Here is a 21,900-nt window from a genome sequence, read left to right as displayed (position 1 = left end):
CCGCCATGTTCGAACTTCTAGGCATTCCTCCCCAGGCGCTGTTCGGCCAGCTCCTGCTCGGCCTGATCAACGGCGCTTTCTACGCCATGCTCAGCCTCGGCCTTGCCGTCATTTTCGGCATGCTGAACGTCATCAACTTCACGCACGGCGCCCAGTACATGATGGGGGCCTTCGCCGCCTGGCTGCTGCTCGGCCTCCTCGATGTGCCGTTCTGGGCAGCGCTCGTCATCGCCCCCATCATCGTGGGCCTGTTCGGCATCGTGCTCGAGAAGCTGATGTTGAAACGCATCTACCATCTCGATCACCTCTACGGCTTCCTGCTGACCTTCGGCCTCGCGCTGGTGATCGAAGGCCTCTTCCAGTGGAAGTGGGGCTCGTCCGGCGCGCCCTATCCCAACCCGATCCCGGGCGGTTTCAATCTCGGCTTCATGTTCCTGCCGACCTATCGCGCCTTCGTCGTGGTGGCGGCGCTCGTGATCTGTCTCGCCACCTGGTACGGCATCGAGCGTACCAAGCTCGGCGCCTACCTGCGGGCGGCGACCGAGAACCCGACGTTGGTTCGGGCCTTCGGCATCAACGTGCCGCGGCTGATCACCCTCACCTATGGGCTGGGCGTGGCGCTTGCGGCGCTGGCCGGCGTGCTCGCCGCGCCGATCCAGCAGGTCTCGGCCCTGATGGGCGTCAACCTCGTGCTGGTCGTCTTCGCGGTCGTTGTGATCGGTGGCATGGGCTCGATCATGGGCTCGATCGTCACCGGCTTCGGCCTCGGCCTCGTCGAGGGCCTGACCAAGGTCTTCTATCCGCCGGCTTCCAACACGGTGATCTTCGTCGTCATGGCGCTCGTCCTGCTGGTCAAGCCGGCCGGCCTGTTCGGGCAGACCAAATGAACGCGCAACGCCTCCTCGTCGCCGTCCTGGCCGTCCTCGCGCTGGCCGCGCCCTGGTTCGCCTATCCGGTGTTCCTGATGACGGCGCTGTGCTTCGCGCTGTTCGCCTGCGCCTTCAACCTGCTGCTGGGCTATGTCGGGCTGATGAGCTTCGGCCACGCCATGTTCTTCGGGACCGCGGGCTACTTCTTCGGCCATGTCGTGAAGGCCTGGGACATGCCGCCGGAACTCGGCCTGCTGGCCGGGGTCTGCGGCGCGGCGCTGGTCGGTCTGGTGACGGGCGCGCTGGCGATCCGCCGCCAGGGCATCTACTTCGCCATGATCACGCTGGCCTTCGCGCAGATGATCTACTTCTTCTGCGTCCAGGCGCCGTTCACGCACGGCGAGGACGGGCTGCAGGGCATTCCGCGCAAGGCGCTGCTGGGCGGGCTCATACCGACCAAGGACGATCGCGTCCTCTACTACGTCGTCCTGGCCATCTTCGTGTTCGGCTACTGCGCCATCTACCGAATCATCCATTCGCCGTTCGGGCAGGTGCTGAAGGCCATTCGCGACAACGAACAGCGCGCGCAGTCGCTGGGCTACGAGGCCGACCGCTACAAGCTGCTGGCCTTCGTGCTCTCGGCGGCGCTGGCCGGCCTCGCCGGGGCGACCAAAGCCATGGTGCTCCAGTTCGCCACCCTCACGGACGTGAGTGCGGCCATGTCGGGCGAGGTCGTTCTGATGGCGCTCGTGGGCGGCCTGGGCACGATCGTCGGCCCGGTGGTCGGCGCCTTCATCATCATCACGATGCAGAACTACCTCGCCGCGACCGGCGAGTTCGTCCTGGTGATCCAGGGCGCGATCTTCGTGGTCATCGTGCTCGCCTTCCGCAAGGGTGTGGTCGGCGAGCTTGCGGAATGGTGGAAGCGGCGACAGGCACGCTGAGCGATGGGGCGGGGGCTTGCCCGCCGCCGTCATTCGCGCGAAGAACGAGCCCGTATCCAGGGGAAACCATCGACATGACCGAGCTTTCCGAAGACCAGCTGTTCGCCGAGCTGCGCAAGATCGACACGCCGACCATCACCAATGTCGTGGCGACCTATCCGAAGAATCCCCTCTGCCTCGGCCTCTACAATCCCTGGACCGAGAACTGGTACACCGACACGTCGATCCGCTGCATGTACCCCGAGATGGGGGCCATCATCGGCTATGCCGTGACCTGCGTGTATGGCCTGCCGGATCCGAACTTCGCCGGCCGGCTCACCTTCATGGACGTGGTCGACGCGCTCGACGCCATGAAGAAGCCGACGATCCTGGTCATCCAGCAGAAGTGGCCGCCCGAGCTGATGAACAAGGCGGGCCTCGCGGGCGAGATGATGACGACCTCAATGCAGGCGGTCGGGTGTGTCGGCCTGTTGTCCAACGGCCCGTCGCGCGACGTCGACGCGATCCGGCGCATGAAGTTCCAGATGCTGCTGGGCGGCGTGACGGCCGGCCATGGCGAAATGGCGGTGCAGTCGGTCAATGCGCCCGTGTCGGTCGGCGGCATGGACGTGGCGCCGGGCGAGCTGATCCACATGGACGAGAACGGCGCGGTCAAGTTCCCCGCCCAGCATGCGCGCGCGGTGCTGACGAACGCCCAGGCCATGCTGGCCGACGAGGCCGAGAAGCTCGAGAAGATGCGCAAGGCCAAGAGCGCGGCCGAGATCCGCGCCATCAACTCCGGCGGCACTTACGGCGCCAAGAAGGGATAGAGGCGCGGCATGACCGAGACCGTCGCCGAGCCACGGTCTGTACGCTGGGGCCTGGCGGCCAAGCTGTTCGCGATCCTGCTGCTGCTGGGCGCGGTCGCGGTCATGATCACAGGCGTCCTGGGCTACATTCGCGCCCGCGAGGCACTGGAGCGCGCGATCTTCGCGCAGCTCACGGCGGCGCGCGAGACCAAGGCCCACCAGATCGAATCCTATTTTCTGACCGTGCGCCGTGAGATGCGGTTGCTGGCGGCGTCCAAGATGGTGGTGGACGCCACGCGCGGCTTTCGCGAGGCCGTCGACGAGTTCGAAAAGCAGCCCGTGCCGCCCGAGGTGAAGGAGAGCGTTCACGGCTGGTACGATGGCCACTACATGCCGATGGTACGCAAGCTGCTCGGCACGGATGTTCCTGCCGCCGAATTCATGCCGACCAGCGCGGCCCCGTATTTCCTGCAAGACCTCTATATCGTCAGGAACCCCCACCCGGACGGTCGCCGCGATCTCCTGGACGATGCCGGCGACGGCAGCGCCTACAGCAAGGTCCATGCGGTTTACCATCCGCTGATGCGGACCGCGGCGGCCACTGTGGGGTTCGATGATTTCATGATCGTCGACCCCCGCACCGGGCGGCTGATCTACACCGTCGACAAGGATGCCGATTTCGCCACGTCGCTGCGCGCGGGGCCCTATCGGCATTCCAACCTGGCCGCGGCGGCTGCCCGCTGCGCAACGGCGCCCGATCCGTCTGCCACCTGCCTCGAGGACTTCTCGGCCTACCTGCCGTCGGATGGCGCTCCGGAAGCCTTCATGGCCGCCCCGATCATCGACCAGGGTGTTGTGACGGGGGTGCTGGTCGCGGAACTTTCGGTCGACGAGATCGACGCCATCGTTACGGGTGGCCGACGCTGGCGCAACGAGGGATTTGGGGCCACCGGCGAGACCTACCTGGTCGGTCCCGATCTCATGGTTCGGTCGAGCGGCCGCAATTTCTTCGAGAATCCCGGTGTCTATTTTTCCGATCTGAAGGTCGGGGGCGCCTCCGATGAGGACATCGCTGCCATCAAGCGTTTCGGCTCGCCCATCCTGCACCAGCATGCGGATACCGCAGCGACACGCGCCGCGGTCGGCGGGGTCGAGGGGGTTGGAGAAATTCTAGGCTATCGCGGTGTTCCCACCCTCGCGTCTTGGGGGCCTGTCCGGACTTCCGGTATCAAATGGGGCCTGGTCGCCAAGATCGACAGTTCGGAAGCGTTCGAGCCGGTGTACCGACTGGAACGCGACCTGCTGATCGTAGGGGCGATCGCCTTCTTCGTCGTGGTGGTGACGGGGGCCTGGCTCTCGCGGTCGCTGCTCGGACCCTTGCGCGAACTCACCGCCGGCGTACGCCGCTTCGCGGCTGGAGATTTCGAGGCGCATGTACCGGTGCGGACGCGCGACGAGATCGGACAGCTCTGCCTCGCCTTCAACGGCATGATCGATGACATCAACCAGAAGAATCTGGTCATCGAAACGAAGAACCGGGAGAACGAGGAACTCCTGCTCAACGTGCTGCCGGCGCCGATCGCCAATCGTCTGCGTGGCGGCGAGAAGGGGATCGCCGACGGCTTCGCTGAGGTCACAGTAGCCTTTGCCGATCTGGTGGGATTCACGGCGCTGTCGTCGGAGATGCCGCCGGCCGAGGTGGTGACCCTGCTGAACGGCCTGTTCACCCGCTTCGACGTTGCGGCGAGCGAACTCGGGATCGAGAAGATCAAGACCGTGGGCGATGCCTACATGGCGGTGTGCGGCCTGCCGGTTCCCGTGCCCAACCATGCCGAACGGATGGTCCGCATGGCGATCCGCATGGTCCACATCACGCGCGAACACGCGATGGAGCATGGCGTGTCGATGAAGCTGCGTGTCGGCATCAACAGCGGTCCGGTGGTGGCCGGGGTCATCGGCAAGAGCAAGTACATCTACGACCTCTGGGGCGACACGGTGAACCTGGCGAGCCGCATGGAATCGGGCGGCATTCCCGACTCGGTGCAGGTCACGCGGCCGGTCTACGAGAAGCTCAAGGACCAGTTCGTCTTCGAATCGCGCGGCGAGATCGAGGTCAAGGGCAAGGGACACGTCGAAGCCTGGGTGCTGAGGCTCTGAGCCTTCAGCCGAGACCGAAGCTCAGCTTGATGGCGATCACCAGTCCGGTGACGGCGATGCTCGACAGGATGAGGCCGAAGACCCGGCTCACGATCTCGATGCCGGGTTTGCCGAGCAGGCGGACGAGGGTTCCTGCCAACGCATAGGACACGAAGAGAAGCGAGAGGCAGAGGGCCAGGATCGCCGTCGTCGTGACCTGCTCGCCGAACGAGCGCACAGTGTTGTCGGTCAGCAGCACGACCGTGAGGATTGCCCCCGCGCCGGCGATTCCGGGAACGGCGAGGGGAAAGACGGCGCGTTGCAGCGGAGTCGCATCCGGCGGCAGGGAGGCGGCTTCCTCGGTCACCTTGCCCAGCACCATCTTCAGCCCGAACAGCAACAGGATCAGCGAACCCGCAAGCTGGAACGACGCCATCGGTATGTGGAGCGCCGAGAGAAGTGGCCGGCCGACCAGGATGAAGAAGAGCATGATCAGGAACGCGACTCCCACCGCATAGGCCGCGACCAGCAGCGCCTGTCGCCGCGGCAGCCCGGCGGTGACCATCAGGAAGATCGGCACGGTGGCCACCGGATCGAGGATCACGATCAGGGTGACGAACTCGTAGAAGAAGTGGTTGAGGAATGTCGGAGCCACGAGGGTGCCCTTTGCTGTTGCCCCGCCGAAGGCGTGGGTTTCGCTGAGGATCGAAGAGCGATCGCTGCCCTCGAGAACGCTCGGGCCCCTGCCGGGTGAACCGCTTGCAACGTAGTGGAACGAGTCTAGGTCACGCGCCCCCGATCAAGAAGCGCAAAAGCGCTCCTGAACGGGCAGCCCGTTGGTCACTCCGATGGTCTGGGTGACGGACCCTCGACGATCGCGACGTGGCTTCCTTCGGTCAGTTGTTCCTGGCCGTCCGTCACGATCACGTCGCCGGGCCGCAGTCCTTCGCGGACGACCACGAAATCACCGGTGACGATTCCCAGGGTGAGCGGTCGGACGTGAGCCGTTGCGTGCCTCGTGACCATGTAGGTGTAGTAGCCCGCGGAGGAACGCCGCACCGCGGCCAGGGGTATGGCAAGGGCGGTGCGTGTCGCATGTGCGGGAACCAGCACGTCGACGCGCATGCCGGGGGACAATGCGCGATCCGCATTCTCGAACGTGGCCACCAGTTCACCTTTATCCGTCCCCTGTTGGGACTCCTGCTCACCGCGCCGCAGGTGACCTACGGCCAGGGCATGGACCTTGTCGTGATCATAGGCCTTCACCGGAAGGCTGCCCTGGAGCAGCCTCTCCCGGACTGCGCGAAGCATCGCCTCCGGCAGGGCGAAGACGACGGAAATGGGATCGGTGCGGCTGATGGTGACGATGCCTGTCTCGTCCCCGGGAGAAACCCTGTCTCCGACATGCCGGAGCGCTCCTCCCACCATGCCCGACGCGGGCGCGCGAATTTCGGTGGCGTCCGGCTCCCCCCGAGCCTGATCGGCGCGCGCCTCGACCCGCGCGAGAAGATCACCCGCCACCACCCGTTGACCCGCCGTGAAGTCGATCTCCGTGAGTTTGCCGTCGACCGCGCTGCGAACGACGGTGGTCCTGCTGGCGACGGCCGTGCCGACGCTCTTCAGATAGACTGGCACGGTTCGCAGGGCCGCCGACGCCGTGACGACGGGCATCGGAGCTTCGTTTGACTCCGCGAATCGTGGGCCCGGCGCTTGCGCGCGGGCTGGGCCTGTCATGGCGATCGCGCAGGCAAGGGCGAGCGCTGCGACCTGCATGGCCCCCGTCTTGCGCCCGAAGCGACGGAGATGTTCCAGACACATGCTGCAGCCTCCCGATATCAGGTTGACGCTGCGTACCGCGTTCGGCGATCGGATGTGCATCGCCCGTAAGGTTGTCGGTCCTGAGCGTTCGGGTGGCCGGCCCATACCTTGGTTTAATGCGGACGATCAGCCCGCTTCGCGCCCCTTCTTCCTGCCGAGTTCGCGGGCCAGCGCGATGAAGGCCTTGAGAGCGGCCGATGGATTGCGCCGGCCGGGATAGTAGAGGCAGAGATCGGCGATGGGCGGCGTCCAGTCGTCGAGCACACGGATGAGGCGCCGGGCTTCGATGTCGTCGCGCACATCCTGCTCGAGGAAGTAGCCGATACCGAGACCGTCCAGGACGGCGACGCGGGCGAGGCTCGCTTCGTCCAGCGTGATCGGACCCGTCACCTCGATCTGGACCGTCTCGCCGCGCTTCTCGAAGTGCCATCTGAACAGCGCCCCGTTGGGCAGACGGGTCCGGATGCAGGAATGCCGCGCGAGATCCGTCGGCACGCCCGGCTTTCCCTGCCGCTCGAAGTAGGCGGGCGAGGCAACGACGGCATGGCGCTGCGGCCGGCCGAGCGGCACGGCGATCATGTCGGCAGGCACGAGGTCGGCCCGGCGCAGGCCGAGATCGAATCCGTCGGCGACGATGTCGACCAGCCGGCCCTCGGTCACGAGATCCACGTGCACCTCCCGATGGCGGCGCAGAAACGCCAGAACGAGCGGGGAAATGATCTCACGGGCGCCGGCGGCGAAGGCATTGATGCGCAGCGTCCCGGAAGGGGTGGCCTGCCGGGAGCGGGCGGCGTCGAGGGCGCCATGGATGTCGCGCAGGGCCGGACTCACCTGTTCGACGAAAGCGCGGCCGGCATCGGTCAGGGAAACGCTGCGCGTCGTCCGGTTGAACAGGCGCACGCCCACGCGCGCCTCCAGCTTCGCGACGGCATTGCTCAGCCCCGTCGTCGACATGCCGAGCCCCTGCGCGGCGGCGCGGAACGAGCCCGCACGGGCAATCGCGACCACGGCGTCGAGTTCATTGAGCAGCAGGCGCGACATATCATTATCCTTAATTACGGGACAAGACGTCCCGATTTGTCCTTCTTATCGGGATGCCTGTCCACGCGTACATCGTGGGCCACGGGACACATTCAGGAGGAAAGACCATGAAGCTGCCAGCGCCCCTGGAAACCTACTTCGCAGCCGACAAGGCCGGCGGCGACGCCGCGCCGCTCTCCGCTTTCGCGCCCGATGGCGTCGTGACGGATGAAGGACGGACACATGTCGGGCATGACGCCATCGCAGCCTGGTGGCGCGCCGCCAAGGCGCAGTACGGTCATGTGGCCGAGCCGCGCGAGGTCGCGGAGGAGGCGGCACTGACCGTGGTCCGCGCCCAGGTGACCGGGCGCTTTCCGGGCAGCCCGGCGATGCTGACGTTCGCCTTCCGGATCGCCGGGGGAAAGATCGCGGCGTTGAGGATCGGCGCATGAGCGGCTTCCTCGACCTCGAAGGCAGGACCGCCCTGGTGACGTCGGGCACTCGCGGCGCCGGCGCAGCGACGGTCGCGCTCTTGCGGGACCTCGGCGCGCGTGTCCTCACGACGGCGCGATCGCGTCCCGAGGCGGTGCCCGTATCCGGGTTCGTCGCGGCGGATCTCACCACGGCCGAGGGCTGCGCCGACCTGGCCGAGGCGGCGCGCGAGCGGCTGGGCGACATCGATATCCTCGTGCACATGCTCGGCGGTTCCTCGGCGCCGGCCGGCGGCTTCGCGGCGCTGGGCGACGCCGAGTGGACGAGCGAGCTCGAGCTCAATCTGATGCCGGCCGTGCGGCTGGACCGCGCGCTCGTACCCGCGATGGTCGAGCGCGGCCGCGGCGTCGTCATTCATGTCGGCTCGATCCAGAGCCGGCTGCCGCTGCCGGAGTCGACGACGGCCTATGCCGCCGCCAAGGCGGCGCTGTCCACCTACAGCAAGAGCCTGTCCAAGGAGGTCTCGCCCCGGGGCGTGCGCGTCGTGCGCGTGCAGCCGGGCTGGATCGAGACCGAAGCCGCCGTCCGGCTCACGGAACGGATCGCACTGGACGCCGGGGTCGACAGCGCGGGCGGCCGGGAGATCGTCATGCGGGCCCTGGGCGGCATTCCGATCGGCCGGCCCTCGAGCCCGGCGGAGGTCGCGAATCTCATCGCCTTCCTGGCCTCGGATCGCGCCGCGACCATCACCGGCGCGGAGTACGTCATCGACGGCGGCACGATTCCGACCGCGTGAGAGAGGAGCGGGACGCTTCTATCGGCCCGACAGGTTCCAGCCGCCGATCCTGGCATAGATTGCGTCGCGCAGGCGGCGGACATGGGTGTTGAGGGCCGCCAGTCGCGGCGCGGTCTCCCCGGAAACCGAAAGCAGCGCCTCGCCCAGGCAGCCGGCCCGGGCGCGCAAGGCCCGGCCCGGTTCGGTGAGCTCCACCAGCACCTGCCGCTCGTTCTCGGGATTGCGGGTCCGGCGCACCAGCCCGGCCTCTTCCAGGCGCTTCAGCAGCGGCGTCAGCGTGCTCGACTCGAGCCCGAGCTGGTCGGCGATGACGCCGACGGCCCGGCGGTCTTCGCTCCAGAGAACGTTGAGCACGAGATACTGCGGATAGGTCAGCCCCAGCCCGTCGAGCAGGGGTTTGTAGGCGCGCTGGATCGCCATGTTCGCCGAATAGATCGAGTAGCAGAGCTGATCCTCGAGAGGGACCGGCGTGCCGGTCCCGTTCTTCGCCTTCTTCACGTTCGCCTCCTGCCCTCGCCGGCACCATCGCCCGGAGTTTAGCCGGGAAAATCATATCGCGATAATTGTTTCGGTTGACGAGGTCGGCCGCCGACACCATCTGAATGATATCGCGATAATAAATATCGAGACATATTAACCCCAGGAGCCGACTCATGAACGACTATGATGCTTCAGACTCCGTCCGGCGCGGGCGGGAGAACCAGGCGCGGCTGACGGCGGCGCTTCGGCCCGGCTACGACTTCATCGTGTGCGGCGCCGGCTCCTCCGGGTCGGTGATTGCGCGGCGGCTGGCCGAGAATGCCGACGTCCAGGTCCTGCTGCTCGAGGCGGGCGGCAGCGACGATGCCGAAGCCGTCCTCAACCCGGCCCTGTGGCCCACCAATCTCGGCGGCGAACGCGACTGGGGATTCCGGGCCGAACCCAACCCTCATCTCAACGGCCGCGAGATCCCGATGTCCATGGGCAAGGGGCTGGGCGGCGGGTCGAGCATCAATGTGATGGTCTGGGCCCGGGGACATAAGAGCGACTGGGAGTTCTTCGCGTCGGAGGCAGGCGATCCGCGCTGGGGCTACGAGAACGTGCTCGGCCTCTATCGCCGGATCGAGGACTGGCAGGGCCATCCCGACCCCGCCTATCGCGGCACCGGAGGGCCGGTCTGGGTGCAGCCCGCTGCCTCGCCGAGCCCGCTCGCGCTCGCGATGCTCGACGCCGCGCGCGAACTCGACATCCCCGTGTTCGACCATCCCAACGGGCGCATGATGGAGCAGGAGGGCGGTGCGGCGATCACCGACATGCTGGTGCGCGACGGGCGCCGCCAGTCGCTGTACCGCGCCTATGTCCATCCCTGGCTCGATCGCCCGAACCTGACCGTGCTCACCGGCGCGCTCGTGAAGCGGGTCGTCTTCCAGGGCACGCGGGCGACCGGGGTCGAACTCGTGCAGGGCGGACGGACGATGACCATCGGCGCGCGGACGGAAGTCGTGCTGTCGCTGGGCGCCCTCCAGACGCCGAAGGTCCTGATGCATTCCGGGATCGGCGAGCGTCGCCAGCTGGAGCGCTTCGGCATCCCGCTCGTGCAGAACCTGCCGGGGGTCGGGCGCAACCTACAGGACCATGTGTCCTTCGGCTGTACCTGGGCCTTGTCGGAGCCTCTGGCGCCCCGCAACAGCGGCAGCGAGGCGACGATGTACTGGAAGAGCCGGCCCGACCTCGACGCGCCCGACCTGCTGTTCTGCCAGGTCGAGTTCCCGGTGCCGAGCGAACGCACGGCGCTGCGCGGCGTGCCGGCCCACGGCTGGACGATGTTCGCAGGCCTCGCCCACCCCGAGAGCCGGGGACGCCTGCGCCTGCAGAGCGCCGATCCGACCGCGGCGCTGGCGATCGACGCGAACTTCCTGTCGGACGCCAGGGACATGACGGCGGCCTCGTCCTGTATCGAGCTCTGCCGCGCCCTGGGTAACGCCCAGGCCTTCCGTCCCTTCGTCACCGGCGAAGCCATGCCGGGCGAGGTGAAGGGCGAGGACCTCGACGCCTACATCCGCGACGCCGCCGTCACCTACTGGCACCAGAGCGGCACCGCCCGGATGGGGCGGGACGACATGTCGGTCGTGGACGCGACGCTGCGTGTCTACGGCGTCAGCGGGCTGCGGGTGGCCGACGGCTCGATCATGCCGCGGGTCACCACCGGCAACACCCAGGCCCCCTGCGCCGTCATCGGCGAACGCGCCGCCGAGATGATGCGGGAGGACCACGGTCTCTGACCTGCCGCTGTGCCGGGGCCCTGCGGGGCCCCGGCGTCGCCGCTTGCACCCCAACGCTTCCGATGAAACAGCCGCCCCATGGTGCTGAACGCACCATCTGGACCACTGCCGACCGTCCGACCTTGACCAAATTCTAGAATCTCAAGTGTCGGCCAGAAGCCGGAAGCGTCGCCCCTGACTACGTCCCTTCACGTTGAAATGATGTTCACCGGAGACGAACTCCCCAGCGGCGATCGCCGCCGCCACATCCGCATGAGTGCTCCGGTAGAAGGCCTCGTCGAAACGCGACCCCTCAGCCGGCAATCGTTGCCCAACGCTGTCCAGGAACTTCATTGCCTTCCGGGCAACCACGTCCCACTCGGACGGTGACAAATCAAAATCGTGGTCGGTGTCTACAAATCTTACGGTTACAGCCGGTGAAAGAGCGTAGTTCTCGGTGATGTCCATTGCTCCGTAACTATCCCGCATCCCCTGGAAGATCAGCGTCGGCACCGTGATATGGGCCAGGTGGCTGAAGCGAAGCGGCTCCAGGACACTCCGCGGATGGCGGAACGGGTAAGCAAAGCAAATGACCGCCTTAACCGGCCGATGCATGGCAAACAAAGACGCCACGCGTCCGCCGGATGATCTTCCAATCAGGACTTGCTGCCCTGCTTCCTCATTGCTTGGAACCAGTTTCTCCAACAGGGCGACGCGCTTCGATACAGTGAGGTTCGATTGCGATTCCTCGCTCCGAACTCTGATCTCCTTTCTGCCGATCCAGTTCGAGAAGAACGGCGCAAGCCGCGGCCGGAGTGCATCCTCGACAGCCGTGTTCTTGAGAAACGAATCGCCTGCAAGGAAATACGCAGAACCAAACATCAAACTGACATTCCCCAAGTGCACTCATGGAACGGCGTGAACCGCCGATCCAAAAGGAGGAGAGGGTGAAGACATCACCTGCCAATAAGAGGTGAACGGGGTTCGTTGCAAGGAACAGAGTCACAACGCGCGTCTCGGCGATGTACCCCAGCGCGCGAGGGTTCTTGTGGCGCCGCTCTGCCCGATCCGTGCAAAAGCACCGAGGGCATTAGATTGATTCCAAAGGGTAAAATGGCGGACCCGGCGAGATTCGAACTCACGACCTCTGCCTTCGGAGGGCAGCGCTCTATCCAGCTGAGCTACGGGTCCAGCGCGGCGGAACATACCGGAGGGGGCTCTGCTGCGCAACGAGCGGACTCGGGGCCTCGGAAGCCGGTATTCGCTCGGCCGGACGCTCGAAGTTGAACGCTTCAGCCTGACTGATAAGGTCCCGCCGCACATGCTAGCCGCGCTATTCCCGCGTGGCAGATAAGGTTTTCGGGAGGTGCACTGTGTCCGATCACGCTCTTCGTCACGCCGTCAACATCAAGGCGGATGCCGCCAAGGTCCATGAAGCCCTCACGACCCTCCAGGGGCTCAAGGGCTGGACCATGGCCGAGGTCTCGGGCGGCGCGGGCGTAGGGAGCCAGTGGACCCTGAAATATGCCGACGGACCGAAGTTCGTCTGGGAAGTCGCGTCGCAGGGAGCAGACGCCATCGTCTGGAAGTGCGTCGACGGGCCAGGCGATGCGGCCGGCACCAGCGTTTCGTTCCATCTCGGCCAGACGCCGCACGGCCGGGTCCATCTCACCTTCGCCCATTCCGGCTGGCCGCATCAGAAGGGCAACTTCGAGAAGTGCAATGCCCTCTGGGGCATGATGCTGCATCACCTCAGGGCCTTCGCCGAGCATGGCAGGACCGCACCGGCCTATTCCTGATTTTCCTCTTCATTCGGGTCAGACAATGCAGCAGTCCCTTTCCGACTTTGTCGACGCGATGGACAAAGCGGGCTTCCTCGTGCGCATCACCGACGAAGTGCGAGTCGATCAGGTTCCCAAGCTCATGGAGGCCAATCCGACCAAGGCCGTCCTGATCGAGAAGATCAAGGACACCGAGTTCTCGGTGCTGGCCAACGCCTATTCCAACCAGGAGATGTTCGCCTGGGCCATGGGCTGCGACAAGACGCGGACCGGCCTCGAGATGGTGGCGCGCTCCAAGGGCCGGGTGAAGTGGGAGACGGTGACGACGGCGCCCTGCAAGGAGGTGATCCTCAAGGGCGACGATGTCGACCTGACCCGCCTGCCGCTGTTCCTGCACCATGATCGCGACGGCCACGCCTACACCAACGACAATCTCTTCATCAGCAAGCATCCCGACACCGGCGTCTACGACTGGGGCATCTACCGCTCGATGTTCCGGACGAAGAACGAGAAGTCGGTCGACATGACCTGCACCTCGCACCGCCAGCGCATCCACGCGATGGCGGCGGCGGCGAAGGGGCAGAATCTCGAGGTCGCGATCGTGCTGGGCGGTCCGACCATCGACAAGATTTCGGCGCTGGTCGGCGTCACCACCGACACCGACGATTTCGAGGTGCTGGGCGCCTTCTACGGCGCGCCGGCGAAGATGATCAAGTGCGAGACCATCGACGTGATGGTGCCGGCCAATGCCGAGATCGTGCTCGAGTGCGAGCTGATGGCGCTGGAGGGGCTGGTCTACGACGAGGGCCCGTACGGCGAGTTCACCGGCATGTACGGCGGCGGCATCAAGCACAATTATCGCCTCAAGGTGAAGGCGATGACCTACCGCAAGGGCGGCATCTTCCAGCATTGCACGATCGGCGGGCTGCATCCCTGGTACACCGACAACATGCTGCAGCTGCCGGCGATCGAGGCCGACCTGTTCAACGGGCTGAAGCAGGGCGGCATCGACGTGCGCGAGGTGCGCTGTCCGCTGGGCGGCCTGTCCAACATCGCCTACGCCAAGATCCATCCGCTGGGGGCCGGCGATTCCAAGCAGGCGCTGGGCATCATGCTGACCTGTTCCAAGCAGGGACTTCCGAAGATCGCCATGGTGTTCGACACCGACGTCGACATCTGGGACGACCAGGCCGTGCTGGCCGCCATGGCTTACCGTTACATGCCGGACAAGGACACGGTGCGCCTCGACGGGCTCAACACCATGACCGTCGATCCCAAGAGCACGACGCTCGGCATTTCCTCCAAGATCGGCATGGACTGCACGGTGCCGCTGGGACCGGAGTGGAACCCCAACGAGTTCGTGCGCAGCACCGTCACCGACCTCGGCGATCCGCCGGCCGGGCTGAAGATCATGACGGAAGACGAGCTGACCGGGGACATGGAGGCGTTCATCCGCGCCGAGCCGCGCGCCTGGCACGACATCCTGAAGCAGTATCACGGCCAGCCCTATCCGGTGCTCTACCGCGCCTTCGGCAACCTGCGGCACAGGCTCGGCCGCAGCAACGATCCGCCGTGGTACCGCTACACGCTCTCCGACACACCGTTCTCGTGGGAGGCGAAGCCTGCGCCGCTGAACCACTCGGACCCGCGCCACATCAAGACCGGCGGCTGAGGACAATCAAAATGGCAGCAAGCGAACCCGTTCGGCGCATGGTGGTCGGCATCACCGGCGCGTCGGGGACGGTCTACGGCATCCGCGTGCTCGAGGCGCTGCGGGCGCTGAAGATCGAGAGCCATCTCGTGATCTCGAAGGCGGGCGACCAGACGCGCTCGCTCGAAACCGATGTGTCGGCCTCGGAGCTGCGCGCGCTGGCCGATCACGTCTATGCGCCGGGCGATATTGCCGCGTCGATCTCGAGCGGCTCGTTCCAGACGATGGGCATGATCGTGGCGCCGTGCTCGGTGCGCACCCTGAGCGAGATCGCGACGGGGGTGACCTCGGGGCTCGTCTCCCGCGCCGCCGACGTCTGCCTGAAGGAGCGCCGGCGGGTCGTACTGATGTTCCGCGAGACGCCGCTGCATGCCGGCCACATCAAGAGCATGCTGGCCGTCACCGAGATGGGCGCCATCGTCGCGGTGCCGTCGCCGGCCTTCTACACGCGGCCCAGGACGGTCGACGACATCGTGACGCATTCCGTCGCGCGCGTGCTCGACCTGTTCGGCCTCGACACCAAGACCTTCCCGCGATGGAGCGGCCCCTCCGGCGTGGAGAAGCCGTCCCTCGCCAAGCGCCGGAGCGGCAAATGATGACGCGACGCCTGGCGATCGCCGTCCTGATGATGGCGGCGATGACTTCCGCGGTGCGCGCCCAGCAACCGTCGGGCGAGGTCCACGTGCTCGAGTCGACACCGGCGGCCCATGCCCGGATCGGCCTCAAGAGCAGCGCCTTCTTCGTGCGCTTCGACCGGCCGGTCGATCACATCAAGTCGACCCTGGTCATCAAGCAGGGCGACAAGGTGATCGAGCGCCTGCACCCGCGTCTGGAATCGGCCCCGGAAGTGCTGTTCGCCGCTGCGCCGACCCTGCCGCCCGGCAACTACGTGCTGCACTGGGCGGTGATCACGGTGCAGGGGACGAAGGCCAAAGCGGGTGACATCCCCTTTCAGGTCTCCGACCAGTAGGCGCCGCGTGCCGGCCGTCCGTTCAGGTCACCTTGAGGATCCTGCGGCCTGCGAAGATCGTGAGGAAGGCGACCGCCACGCCCAGCGCGGCCTCGGCCACCCGGTCCACCAGGATGGGCGGCCAGGGAGCGCCGCGGCTCAGGTTGCTCATGCCGATGGCCAGTGGACAGAAGAAGAGCAGGGCGACGCCGTAGTTGCGCGAGACCGCGATTTCGGCGACCGCCTGGCAAATCACGATGATGGCGATCAGCGCGAGAGGGCCGGGTTCGAAGGAGAACAGCAGGGCGGCGATGGCCACTCCTCCGAGCGTGCCCACCATCAGGTGGACGGCACGGCGCCAGACCTCTTTCGCGGCCAGCGCCGGCATCAGGGCGGCGACGGTGACGGCCGCCCAGAAGGGATGGCCGATGCCCAGGGCCAGGGCCAGGGCCAGGGACCACGCTGCGAGCACGCCGAGCGTAGCGGCCGCCAGCACGACCAGATGCTGGCGGCGGTCGAGGTCGGCATAGCCCGAAGCGATGCGCCGTCGCCATCCTTCGGGTTTCTCCTCACCGGGCAGCGCGCCGATGCCGTTGATCACCGCCAGCAGCACCGAGAAGGCCGCGCCGCCCGCACCGACGGCGAGGGCGAGCGGCAGGCTTTCCCATTTCGTGGGAATGGCCGCGATGATCAGCAGTACCAGCACGAAGAACATCTCTCCGCGCGGTATCCAGCGCATCGCGGAGCCGAGTGTGACGGCCGCGATCACGGTCAGGACGAGCAGCGCGCCCAGCACCGCGAGAGGGGCTTGCGAGGCGGACCAGGCCATGGCGACCGCCATGGTAACGACCAGGCCCGTGCCGGCGACGATCTGGCTTTCGACCCGCTTCTTCGCCGGCTCGCTATGGCCATAGAGCATCGCCAGGCCGCCGAACGCGGCATAGACGGCGAGATCGAGACGACCGATCGCGTCCAGCGCCAGCAGCGGCAGGCCCACCGCCGCCGCGACGCGAACGGCGGCCTCGATGTCGTGGCGATGGATGTCGGCGAACAGTCTGCGCATCACCCTTTGTACCCGAGAACCGCGAGGACGGATTGACCATGCCCTATCAGGATCTGCGCGCCTTCCTGACGGAACTGAAGAATGCGGGCGAACTCGTCGAGATCGCACGTCCCGTTTCGCCCAGGTACGACATCGCCAGGGCGCTCGCCAGGACGAGCGCGGTCCAGGGGCCGGCGCTGCTGTTCACGCAGACGGGGACGGACTTCCCGCTGGTGGCCGGCGTCTACGGCAACCGCCGGCTCGCGCTGAAGGCGTTCGAGGCCACCGAGCAGACGATCCATGACAGGGTGCTGAATGGCATCGGCGAACCGGTGGGTCCCGTCGACTTCAAGGGCACGGCGCCCTGCCAGGAAGTCGTGCTGACCGGCGATTCGATCGACGTGACCAAGCTGCCGGTGCCGATCTACAGTCCCAAGGATGGCGGCCCCTACATCACTGCCGGGATCGTGGTGTCGGAGAATCCCGAGAGCGGCATTCCCGACATCGGCAACTACCGATTTCAGGTGCATGGGCCGAGGGAGCTGGGCGTGTTTTCCGCGCCGAACCATCGCTTCGGCAAGAACATGGCCCATGCCGTCGCGATGGGGAAGGAACTGCACGGCGCGGTCGCCATCGGCGTCGATCCGCTCACCATGTTCTCCTGCCAGGTGCAGTCGAGCGACGCGACCAACGACTGGTTCGTCGCCGGCGGCCTGCGCGGCGCGCCGGTCGAACTGGTCAAAGCCGTCAGCAACGATCTGAAGGTGCCGGCCTGGGCCGAGATCGTGATCGAGTTCGTCGTCGATACGAAGACCCAGAAGATGGAAGGCCCGCTGGGCGAATATACCGGCTACTACACGCCGGCATCGCCCAAGCCTGTCGCCCGGATCACGGCGATAACCCATCGCAGGAACGCGATCTTCCAGGGTCTGCTGACCGGCAAGCCGATCACCGAGAACCATGTCCTGAAGCAGATCCCCTTCGAGACCTCGATCCTGCGCCAGCTCCAGGCGCAGTTCCCGACCCTCTCGGACATTTCGATCAACAGCTCGGGCGGCGTGCAGACCTATGTCGTGATCGCCATGAAGCCGCGCTACGAGGGCGAGGCACGGCAGGCCATCCTCGCCACCATGGCCGGCAACCTCCATCCCAAGTGGGTGATCGCCGTCGATCCCGACATCGACATCCGCAACGCCGCCGAGGTCGAATGGGCGCAGTCGTTCCGCGTCAAGCCGAGCCAGGATGTCTTCGTCGTCGACCGCACCGCCGCCGCGCCGCTCGATCCCTATACCGACGGCGGCTATTCGTCCTCGGTGGGAATCGATGCCACCAAGCCGTTCGGCGAGGAGTTCCCGGAAGTTTCCGAGGTCGCGGGCTGGAAGGACTTCCCCCTGCCCGAACTCGACGCGGCGATTCGCAAATAGTGCTGCCGGAAAGCGTCGGTTGGGCTTGGCGGCACGTCGCGTTTCAGCGACATTCCGCCCACAAGAACCGACCGGGAGGAATGAGATGAACGACCAGAACCGCCGCGGGTTCGTCCGCGCTTCGGGCGCTGCTGCAGTGCTCGCCACCCTGGGACTCGCGGGCCGCGCCGGCGCGCAGGGCACCGCGCCGCTCGAATCCGTGCGCATCGTCACCGGATTCCCGCCGGGCGGCACGTCCGACACGCTGTGCCGCCGCGTCGCCGAGGGGCTGAAGGGCACCTCCTACACGAAGATGGCGATCGTCGAGAACAAGCCTGGCGCCGGCGGCCAGATCGCCATCCAGTCGATGAAGGGCGCGGCGACCGACGGCAGCGTGATCCTGCAGACGCCGGCCTCGATGCTGATGATCTATCCGCACATCTACAAGAAGCTGGCCTACGACGCCTTCACCGACGTGACGCCGGTAACGCTCGCCTGCACCTTCGACTTCGGCTTCTGCGTCGGCCCGGCCGTGCCCGAGAGCGTGAAGAACATTCCGGAGTTCCTGGCCTGGTGCAAGGCCAACCCCGACAAGGCCAATTACGGCTCGCCGGCCTCCGGTTCGGTGCCGCACTTCATCGGCGTGCTGCTGGGCCAGGCGGGCGGCGTCGAGTTGAAGCATGTCGCCTATCGCGGCACGCAGCCCGCGGTGCAGGACATGATCGGCGGCCAGATCCAGGCCGTGTCCGGCCCGGTCGGCGAGTTCACCCAGCAGGTCGCCGCCGGCAAGGCGCGCCTCCTCGGCGTCTCGGGCGCGACCCGCAGCCGCTTTGCACCGAACGTCCCGACCTTCGCCGAGCAGGGCTACAAGGACCTGGTCTTCTCCGAATGGTTCGGCTTCTTCGCCCCGGGCGGCGCGCCGGCGCCGGTCGTGATGCGCGCGAACGAAGCGCTGCGCGCCGCACTCGCGCAGAAGGACGTGATCGACGGCCTCGCCGTCATGGGCCTCGAGGTGAAGTCCTCGACCCCGCAGGAACTCGGTGCGCTCCTCAAGGAGAGCTACGACCGTTGGGGTCCGATCGTGAAGAAGATCGGGTTCACGGCGGATTCGTGAGATCGGTGTCGTCCTGAGCGCAGCGAAGGACCTCACGGAACGACCAAAGAACGGCGTAGCTGGCGGGAGATCCTTCGCTGCGCTCAGGATGACAAGTCAGACACGCTTCGCGCCGTCGCGCGCGTAGGTCGCGACGGCGCGGTCGACCAGGGTCTTGCGGTCGATCTTGTTGGTTCCCGCGAGTGGCAGCTCGTCGACGAACCACACCGCGCGGGGATGGGCGTAGGCGGGACCGTTGTCGAGGGCGAAACGGCGCAAGGCTTCTTCCGTCGGTGACGCACCCGGCTTGGCGACGACGAACGCGACCGGGAGCTGGTACTTGATCTCGTCCGGCACCGGCACGACGCAGGCCTGGGCCACGTCGGGATGCTGGCCCAGCAGCTTCTCGACCTCGCCCGGATAGACGTTCTCGCCGGCGCACTGGAACATGTCGTCGGCGCGGCCGACGAAGAAGACGAAGCCGTTCTCGTCGCGGCGCATCACGTCGCCGGTGTCGTACCAGCCGTCGATCAGGCGCTTCTTCGTGTCGGCCTCGCGGTTGAGATAGCCGCTCATCAGCGCCGGCGTGCGGATGTGCAGCACGCCCTGCGTGGCGCCGGTCTCTGCGCCGCCGACGAACTTCACCTCGATGTTGGCGCGCGGATAGCCCAGCGATCCCATGGGCTTGGCGATGCCGTCGGGGTGCGGCCCGAAGCCCAGCGGGCCGGACTCCGTGGTGCCCCAGCTGTTGGCCGTCTCGGCATTGGGGAACATCCGGTGCATCTGCTCGAAGAATTCCGCCGTCGAGGGCGCCGAGCCGGTCACCGCCGTGGTGACGCAGCCGAGGTCCGCCTTGGCCAGTTCCTCCGTCTCGCGCATCACCAGCGCCAGCATGGTCGGCACCGAGGTGATCATCGCGACGCGATTGCGGTCGATGGCACGGATGAAGCCGCGGGCGGTGAAATTCGTCATCAGCACGATCGTGCCGCCGTTGATCATCGCCATCTTGGCGCTGAACAGGCCGTTCATGTGGAACAGCGGCGCGGCGATGATGATCTTCTGGCCCTCGATGCCGGGCCGCTGCTCGGGCGTGGCGCCGGTCGCCCAGAGGTAGCCGCCATGCGTCAGCGGCACGCCCTTGGGCAGGCCGGTGGAGCCCGACGTGTAGAGGATCATGGCGACTTCTTCGGGCGCCATGTCGGCCGGCTCGAACGGACCTGCGTCCAGCAGACCGTCGAGTTCCTCCATCGCGACGGTCGGCACCACCGCACCGACCAGCGGCGCGCGCTCGGCGTCGGCGATCGCCAGCTTGACGGACGAGTCCGTCATGATGTGCGCCACCGTCTCGCGCGGCAGCTTGTGATTGACGCAGACCGACACGAGCCCGGCCGCCATGGTGGCCATGTAGAGCACGAGATAGTCGGCGCTGTTGGCCGCGACGATGGCCACGGCCTCGCCGCGTTTGAGCCCGCGCTTCAGCAGGCCGCGCGCCAGGGCGGCGATGCGCAGCCGCGCCTCGCCGTAGCCCAGACGCAGCTGTTCGTCGCCCTCGGGCGAAACCTGGATGATGAAGGGGCGGTCGGCCGGCGCCTGCGGGTCGAGGATGGCGGCGAGGTTCTTGAGGTCCATGATTCCCTGATTGATAGACGGACGATCGCGCTGCAAGCGACGTGCCGGATTTCAGCGCCGGCGATGGAATTGCGAGCCGCCATACGACTGGTCGGTGGGCACGATCTCCATGAAGCTCACATCCATGCGCTGCGGCGCGCCCAGCACGAACATGACCGCCTCGGCGATGTCGGTCGGCTGCAGCGTCTCGAAGCCTTCGTAGAAGCGGCGCCGTCCTTCCTCGCGATCCTCCATCAGGCCGAGATGGGCGCCCGTCTCGACCCGGCCCGGCGAGATCTCGGTCACCCGCACGCCCGACCCGTGCAGGTCGAGGCGCAGCGTCTGGCTGAGATTGTGGATGGCGGCCTTGGTCATGGCATAGACCGGCATGCCGGGCAGCGCCCAGGTGCCCGACGTCGAGCCGAGATTGACGATGTGGCCGAGACCGCGCCCCCGCATGCCGGGCACGACGGCGGCCAGGCAGTTGAGCGTGCCGCGCAGGTTCACGTCCATCAGGGTGGCGATGTCGTCGGGCGCGGTCTCCCACGAGACGCCGCCGCGCACCGGGGCCGAGGCGTTGTTGACCAGGATGTCGGCATCGAGCGCGCCCAGGGCGCTCAGCACCGCGTCGCGATGGGAGATGTCGAGCGCCATCGGCCGGCAGCCGGTTTCCTGCGCCAGTTCCGTCAGGTCCTCGGTCGAGCGGGCGACGGCATAGACGTCGAGCCCGCCGATCGTGAGTTCGCGGACGACGGCCGCGCCGATGCCGCGGCTCGCCCCGGTGACGATGGCGGTACGATAGCGATCGAGTGACACGGCTTCCTCCTTTGCCCGGCGCGAACGGCCGCCTAAAATGCCACCATAGCGCATCGAAGCTGGAGCACGGCATGGCCAAGAAAGTCTTTCCCGACGGCACCGAAGTGGCGGGCTTCTACGTGCGCACCATCAAGAGCGGTCCGTTCGTGTTCGTGTCGGGCACGACCTCGCTCAATCCCAAGGGGCAGGTGCAGGGCAAGGATGCCGCCCAGCAGACCATGATCACCATGCGCAAGATCGAGGCCGGGCTGAAGTCCGCCGGGGCGAAGCTCGGCGACCTCGTGCGGACGACGATCTACGTGACCGACATTCGCGACATGGGCGCCGTGACGACCGCCCTGGGCAAGTCGCTGAAGGGCGCGGTTGTCACATCGACGCTGGTGGCGGTGAGTGCCCTTGCAGTGCCGGGCCTGCTGGTCGAAATTGAGGCCACGGCCGTCGTCGGTGAGTGATG

At 66.6% G+C, this 21,900-nt stretch carries 22 protein-coding genes and 1 tRNA gene; 14 read left to right on the top strand and 9 right to left on the bottom strand.

Going from position 1 to position 21,900, the window contains the following annotated elements; all coding sequences use genetic code 11:
* The first annotated feature begins 5 nt into the window (after positions 1–5).
* From ACO07K_RS19335 to ACO07K_RS19320, 4 genes are all read left to right on the top strand, one after another.
* On the top strand, positions 6–887 hold the full coding sequence (locus ACO07K_RS19335; RefSeq protein ID WP_298309644.1) for a branched-chain amino acid ABC transporter permease: 882 nt from the start codon (positions 6–8) through the stop codon (positions 885–887).
* A complete protein-coding gene (locus ACO07K_RS19330) occupies positions 884–1,813 on the top strand; it encodes a branched-chain amino acid ABC transporter permease (protein ID WP_422030672.1) in 930 nt (309 codons plus the stop codon). Before ACO07K_RS19335 ends, ACO07K_RS19330 begins: the two co-directional genes overlap by 4 nt.
* A gap of 74 nt (positions 1,814–1,887) precedes the next feature.
* Positions 1,888–2,622, top strand: a complete 735-nt coding sequence (locus ACO07K_RS19325) for an RraA family protein (protein ID WP_422030670.1) — start codon at positions 1,888–1,890, stop codon at positions 2,620–2,622.
* 9 nt (positions 2,623–2,631) lie between these two features.
* Positions 2,632–4,758, top strand: coding sequence for an adenylate/guanylate cyclase domain-containing protein (locus ACO07K_RS19320; protein ID WP_422030668.1), 2,127 nt, complete (start codon positions 2,632–2,634; stop codon positions 4,756–4,758).
* A 4-nt stretch (positions 4,759–4,762) separates the two neighbouring features.
* On the opposite strand, the gene ACO07K_RS19315 is transcribed toward ACO07K_RS19320, so the two are convergent.
* The 3 genes from ACO07K_RS19315 to ACO07K_RS19305 all read right to left on the bottom strand — a co-directional run bounded on the left by ACO07K_RS19315 (position 4,763) and on the right by ACO07K_RS19305 (position 7,596).
* Complete coding sequence (locus ACO07K_RS19315) at positions 4,763–5,392, bottom strand: MarC family protein (RefSeq protein ID WP_298309648.1); 630 nt, start codon at positions 5,390–5,392, stop codon at positions 4,763–4,765.
* Positions 5,393–5,577: 185 nt separating this feature from the next.
* Entirely contained in the window at positions 5,578–6,408 is an 831-nt protein-coding gene (locus tag ACO07K_RS19310) for an efflux RND transporter periplasmic adaptor subunit (RefSeq protein ID WP_422030666.1), read from the bottom strand.
* Positions 6,409–6,681: 273 nt separating this feature from the next.
* Positions 6,682–7,596, bottom strand: coding sequence for a LysR substrate-binding domain-containing protein (locus ACO07K_RS19305; RefSeq protein WP_422030664.1), 915 nt, complete (start codon positions 7,594–7,596; stop codon positions 6,682–6,684).
* 107 nt (positions 7,597–7,703) lie between these two features.
* On the opposite strand from ACO07K_RS19305, the gene ACO07K_RS19300 reads away from it, so the two are divergent.
* Together ACO07K_RS19300 and ACO07K_RS19295 are read left to right on the top strand one after the other, a co-directional pair.
* Positions 7,704–8,027 carry a nuclear transport factor 2 family protein gene (locus ACO07K_RS19300; protein WP_422030662.1) on the top strand — a complete coding sequence of 108 codons (324 nt, stop codon included), beginning with the start codon at positions 7,704–7,706 and terminating at the stop codon, positions 8,025–8,027.
* Entirely contained in the window at positions 8,024–8,803 is a 780-nt protein-coding gene (locus ACO07K_RS19295; protein ID WP_422030660.1) for an SDR family oxidoreductase, read from the top strand. Before ACO07K_RS19300 ends, ACO07K_RS19295 begins: the two co-directional genes overlap by 4 nt.
* An 18-nt stretch (positions 8,804–8,821) precedes the next feature.
* Here ACO07K_RS19295 and ACO07K_RS19290 read toward each other — a convergent pair whose 3' ends face one another.
* Entirely contained in the window at positions 8,822–9,301 is a 480-nt protein-coding gene (locus tag ACO07K_RS19290; RefSeq protein WP_298309652.1) for a MarR family winged helix-turn-helix transcriptional regulator, read from the bottom strand.
* A 155-nt stretch (positions 9,302–9,456) separates the two neighbouring features.
* On the opposite strand from ACO07K_RS19290, the gene ACO07K_RS19285 reads away from it, so the two are divergent.
* The gene (locus tag ACO07K_RS19285) at positions 9,457–11,064 is read left to right on the top strand and encodes a GMC family oxidoreductase (RefSeq protein ID WP_422030658.1); all 1,608 of its coding nucleotides are present in this window, start codon (positions 9,457–9,459) and stop codon (positions 11,062–11,064) included.
* A 141-nt stretch (positions 11,065–11,205) separates the two neighbouring features.
* On the opposite strand, the gene ACO07K_RS19280 is transcribed toward ACO07K_RS19285, so the two are convergent.
* Entirely contained in the window at positions 11,206–11,925 is a 720-nt protein-coding gene (locus tag ACO07K_RS19280; RefSeq protein WP_422030656.1) for an alpha/beta family hydrolase, read from the bottom strand.
* 232 nt (positions 11,926–12,157) lie between these two features.
* Positions 12,158–12,234 (bottom strand) — tRNA-Arg (locus ACO07K_RS19275).
* 182 nt (positions 12,235–12,416) lie between these two features.
* Between ACO07K_RS19275 and ACO07K_RS19270 the strand changes: the two genes are divergently transcribed.
* Genes ACO07K_RS19270 through ACO07K_RS19255 form a run of 4 tightly spaced genes read left to right on the top strand, consistent with a single transcriptional unit; the run spans position 12,417 to position 15,505 of the window.
* Positions 12,417–12,842, top strand: coding sequence for an SRPBCC domain-containing protein (locus ACO07K_RS19270; RefSeq protein ID WP_422030654.1), 426 nt, complete (start codon positions 12,417–12,419; stop codon positions 12,840–12,842).
* Positions 12,843–12,867: 25 nt separating this feature from the next.
* Entirely contained in the window at positions 12,868–14,496 is a 1,629-nt protein-coding gene (locus tag ACO07K_RS19265; RefSeq protein WP_422030652.1) for a UbiD family decarboxylase domain-containing protein, read from the top strand.
* A gap of 11 nt (positions 14,497–14,507) precedes the next feature.
* Entirely contained in the window at positions 14,508–15,131 is a 624-nt protein-coding gene (locus tag ACO07K_RS19260) for a UbiX family flavin prenyltransferase (protein WP_422030650.1), read from the top strand.
* Positions 15,128–15,505 (top strand): copper resistance protein CopC, encoded by a 378-nt coding sequence (locus tag ACO07K_RS19255; protein ID WP_422030648.1) that lies wholly within the window; start codon positions 15,128–15,130, stop codon positions 15,503–15,505. Before ACO07K_RS19260 ends, ACO07K_RS19255 begins: the two co-directional genes overlap by 4 nt.
* A 22-nt stretch (positions 15,506–15,527) precedes the next feature.
* On the opposite strand, the gene ACO07K_RS19250 is transcribed toward ACO07K_RS19255, so the two are convergent.
* On the bottom strand, positions 15,528–16,547 hold the full coding sequence (locus ACO07K_RS19250) for an FUSC family protein (RefSeq protein ID WP_422030646.1): 1,020 nt from the start codon (positions 16,545–16,547) through the stop codon (positions 15,528–15,530).
* 38 nt (positions 16,548–16,585) lie between these two features.
* Here ACO07K_RS19250 and ACO07K_RS19245 point away from each other — a divergent pair, with 38 nt between their 5' ends.
* Positions 16,586–17,950 (top strand): UbiD family decarboxylase, encoded by a 1,365-nt coding sequence (locus ACO07K_RS19245; protein ID WP_422030644.1) that lies wholly within the window; start codon positions 16,586–16,588, stop codon positions 17,948–17,950.
* 85 nt (positions 17,951–18,035) lie between these two features.
* Positions 18,036–19,043: a Bug family tripartite tricarboxylate transporter substrate binding protein gene (locus ACO07K_RS19240; protein WP_422030642.1), complete on the top strand. Its 1,008-nt coding sequence runs from the start codon at positions 18,036–18,038 to the stop codon at positions 19,041–19,043.
* Positions 19,044–19,139: 96 nt separating this feature from the next.
* Here the strand turns inward: ACO07K_RS19240 and ACO07K_RS19235 are convergent, their stop codons facing one another.
* Positions 19,140–20,651, bottom strand: coding sequence for a class I adenylate-forming enzyme family protein (locus ACO07K_RS19235; RefSeq protein WP_422030640.1), 1,512 nt, complete (start codon positions 20,649–20,651; stop codon positions 19,140–19,142).
* 51 nt (positions 20,652–20,702) lie between these two features.
* A complete protein-coding gene (locus ACO07K_RS19230) occupies positions 20,703–21,446 on the bottom strand; it encodes an SDR family oxidoreductase (protein WP_422030638.1) in 744 nt (247 codons plus the stop codon).
* A gap of 71 nt (positions 21,447–21,517) precedes the next feature.
* Here ACO07K_RS19230 and ACO07K_RS19225 point away from each other — a divergent pair, with 71 nt between their 5' ends.
* Positions 21,518–21,898: a Rid family hydrolase gene (locus ACO07K_RS19225; protein ID WP_422030636.1), complete on the top strand. Its 381-nt coding sequence runs from the start codon at positions 21,518–21,520 to the stop codon at positions 21,896–21,898.
* Positions 21,899–21,900 lie beyond the last annotated feature (2 nt).

Source organism: Reyranella sp., assembly GCF_965228225.1.
GTDB lineage: Bacteria > Pseudomonadota > Alphaproteobacteria > Reyranellales > Reyranellaceae > Reyranella.
Note: the sequence above shows the minus strand (reverse complement) of the source record. Positions and strands in the feature narration are given on the sequence as shown.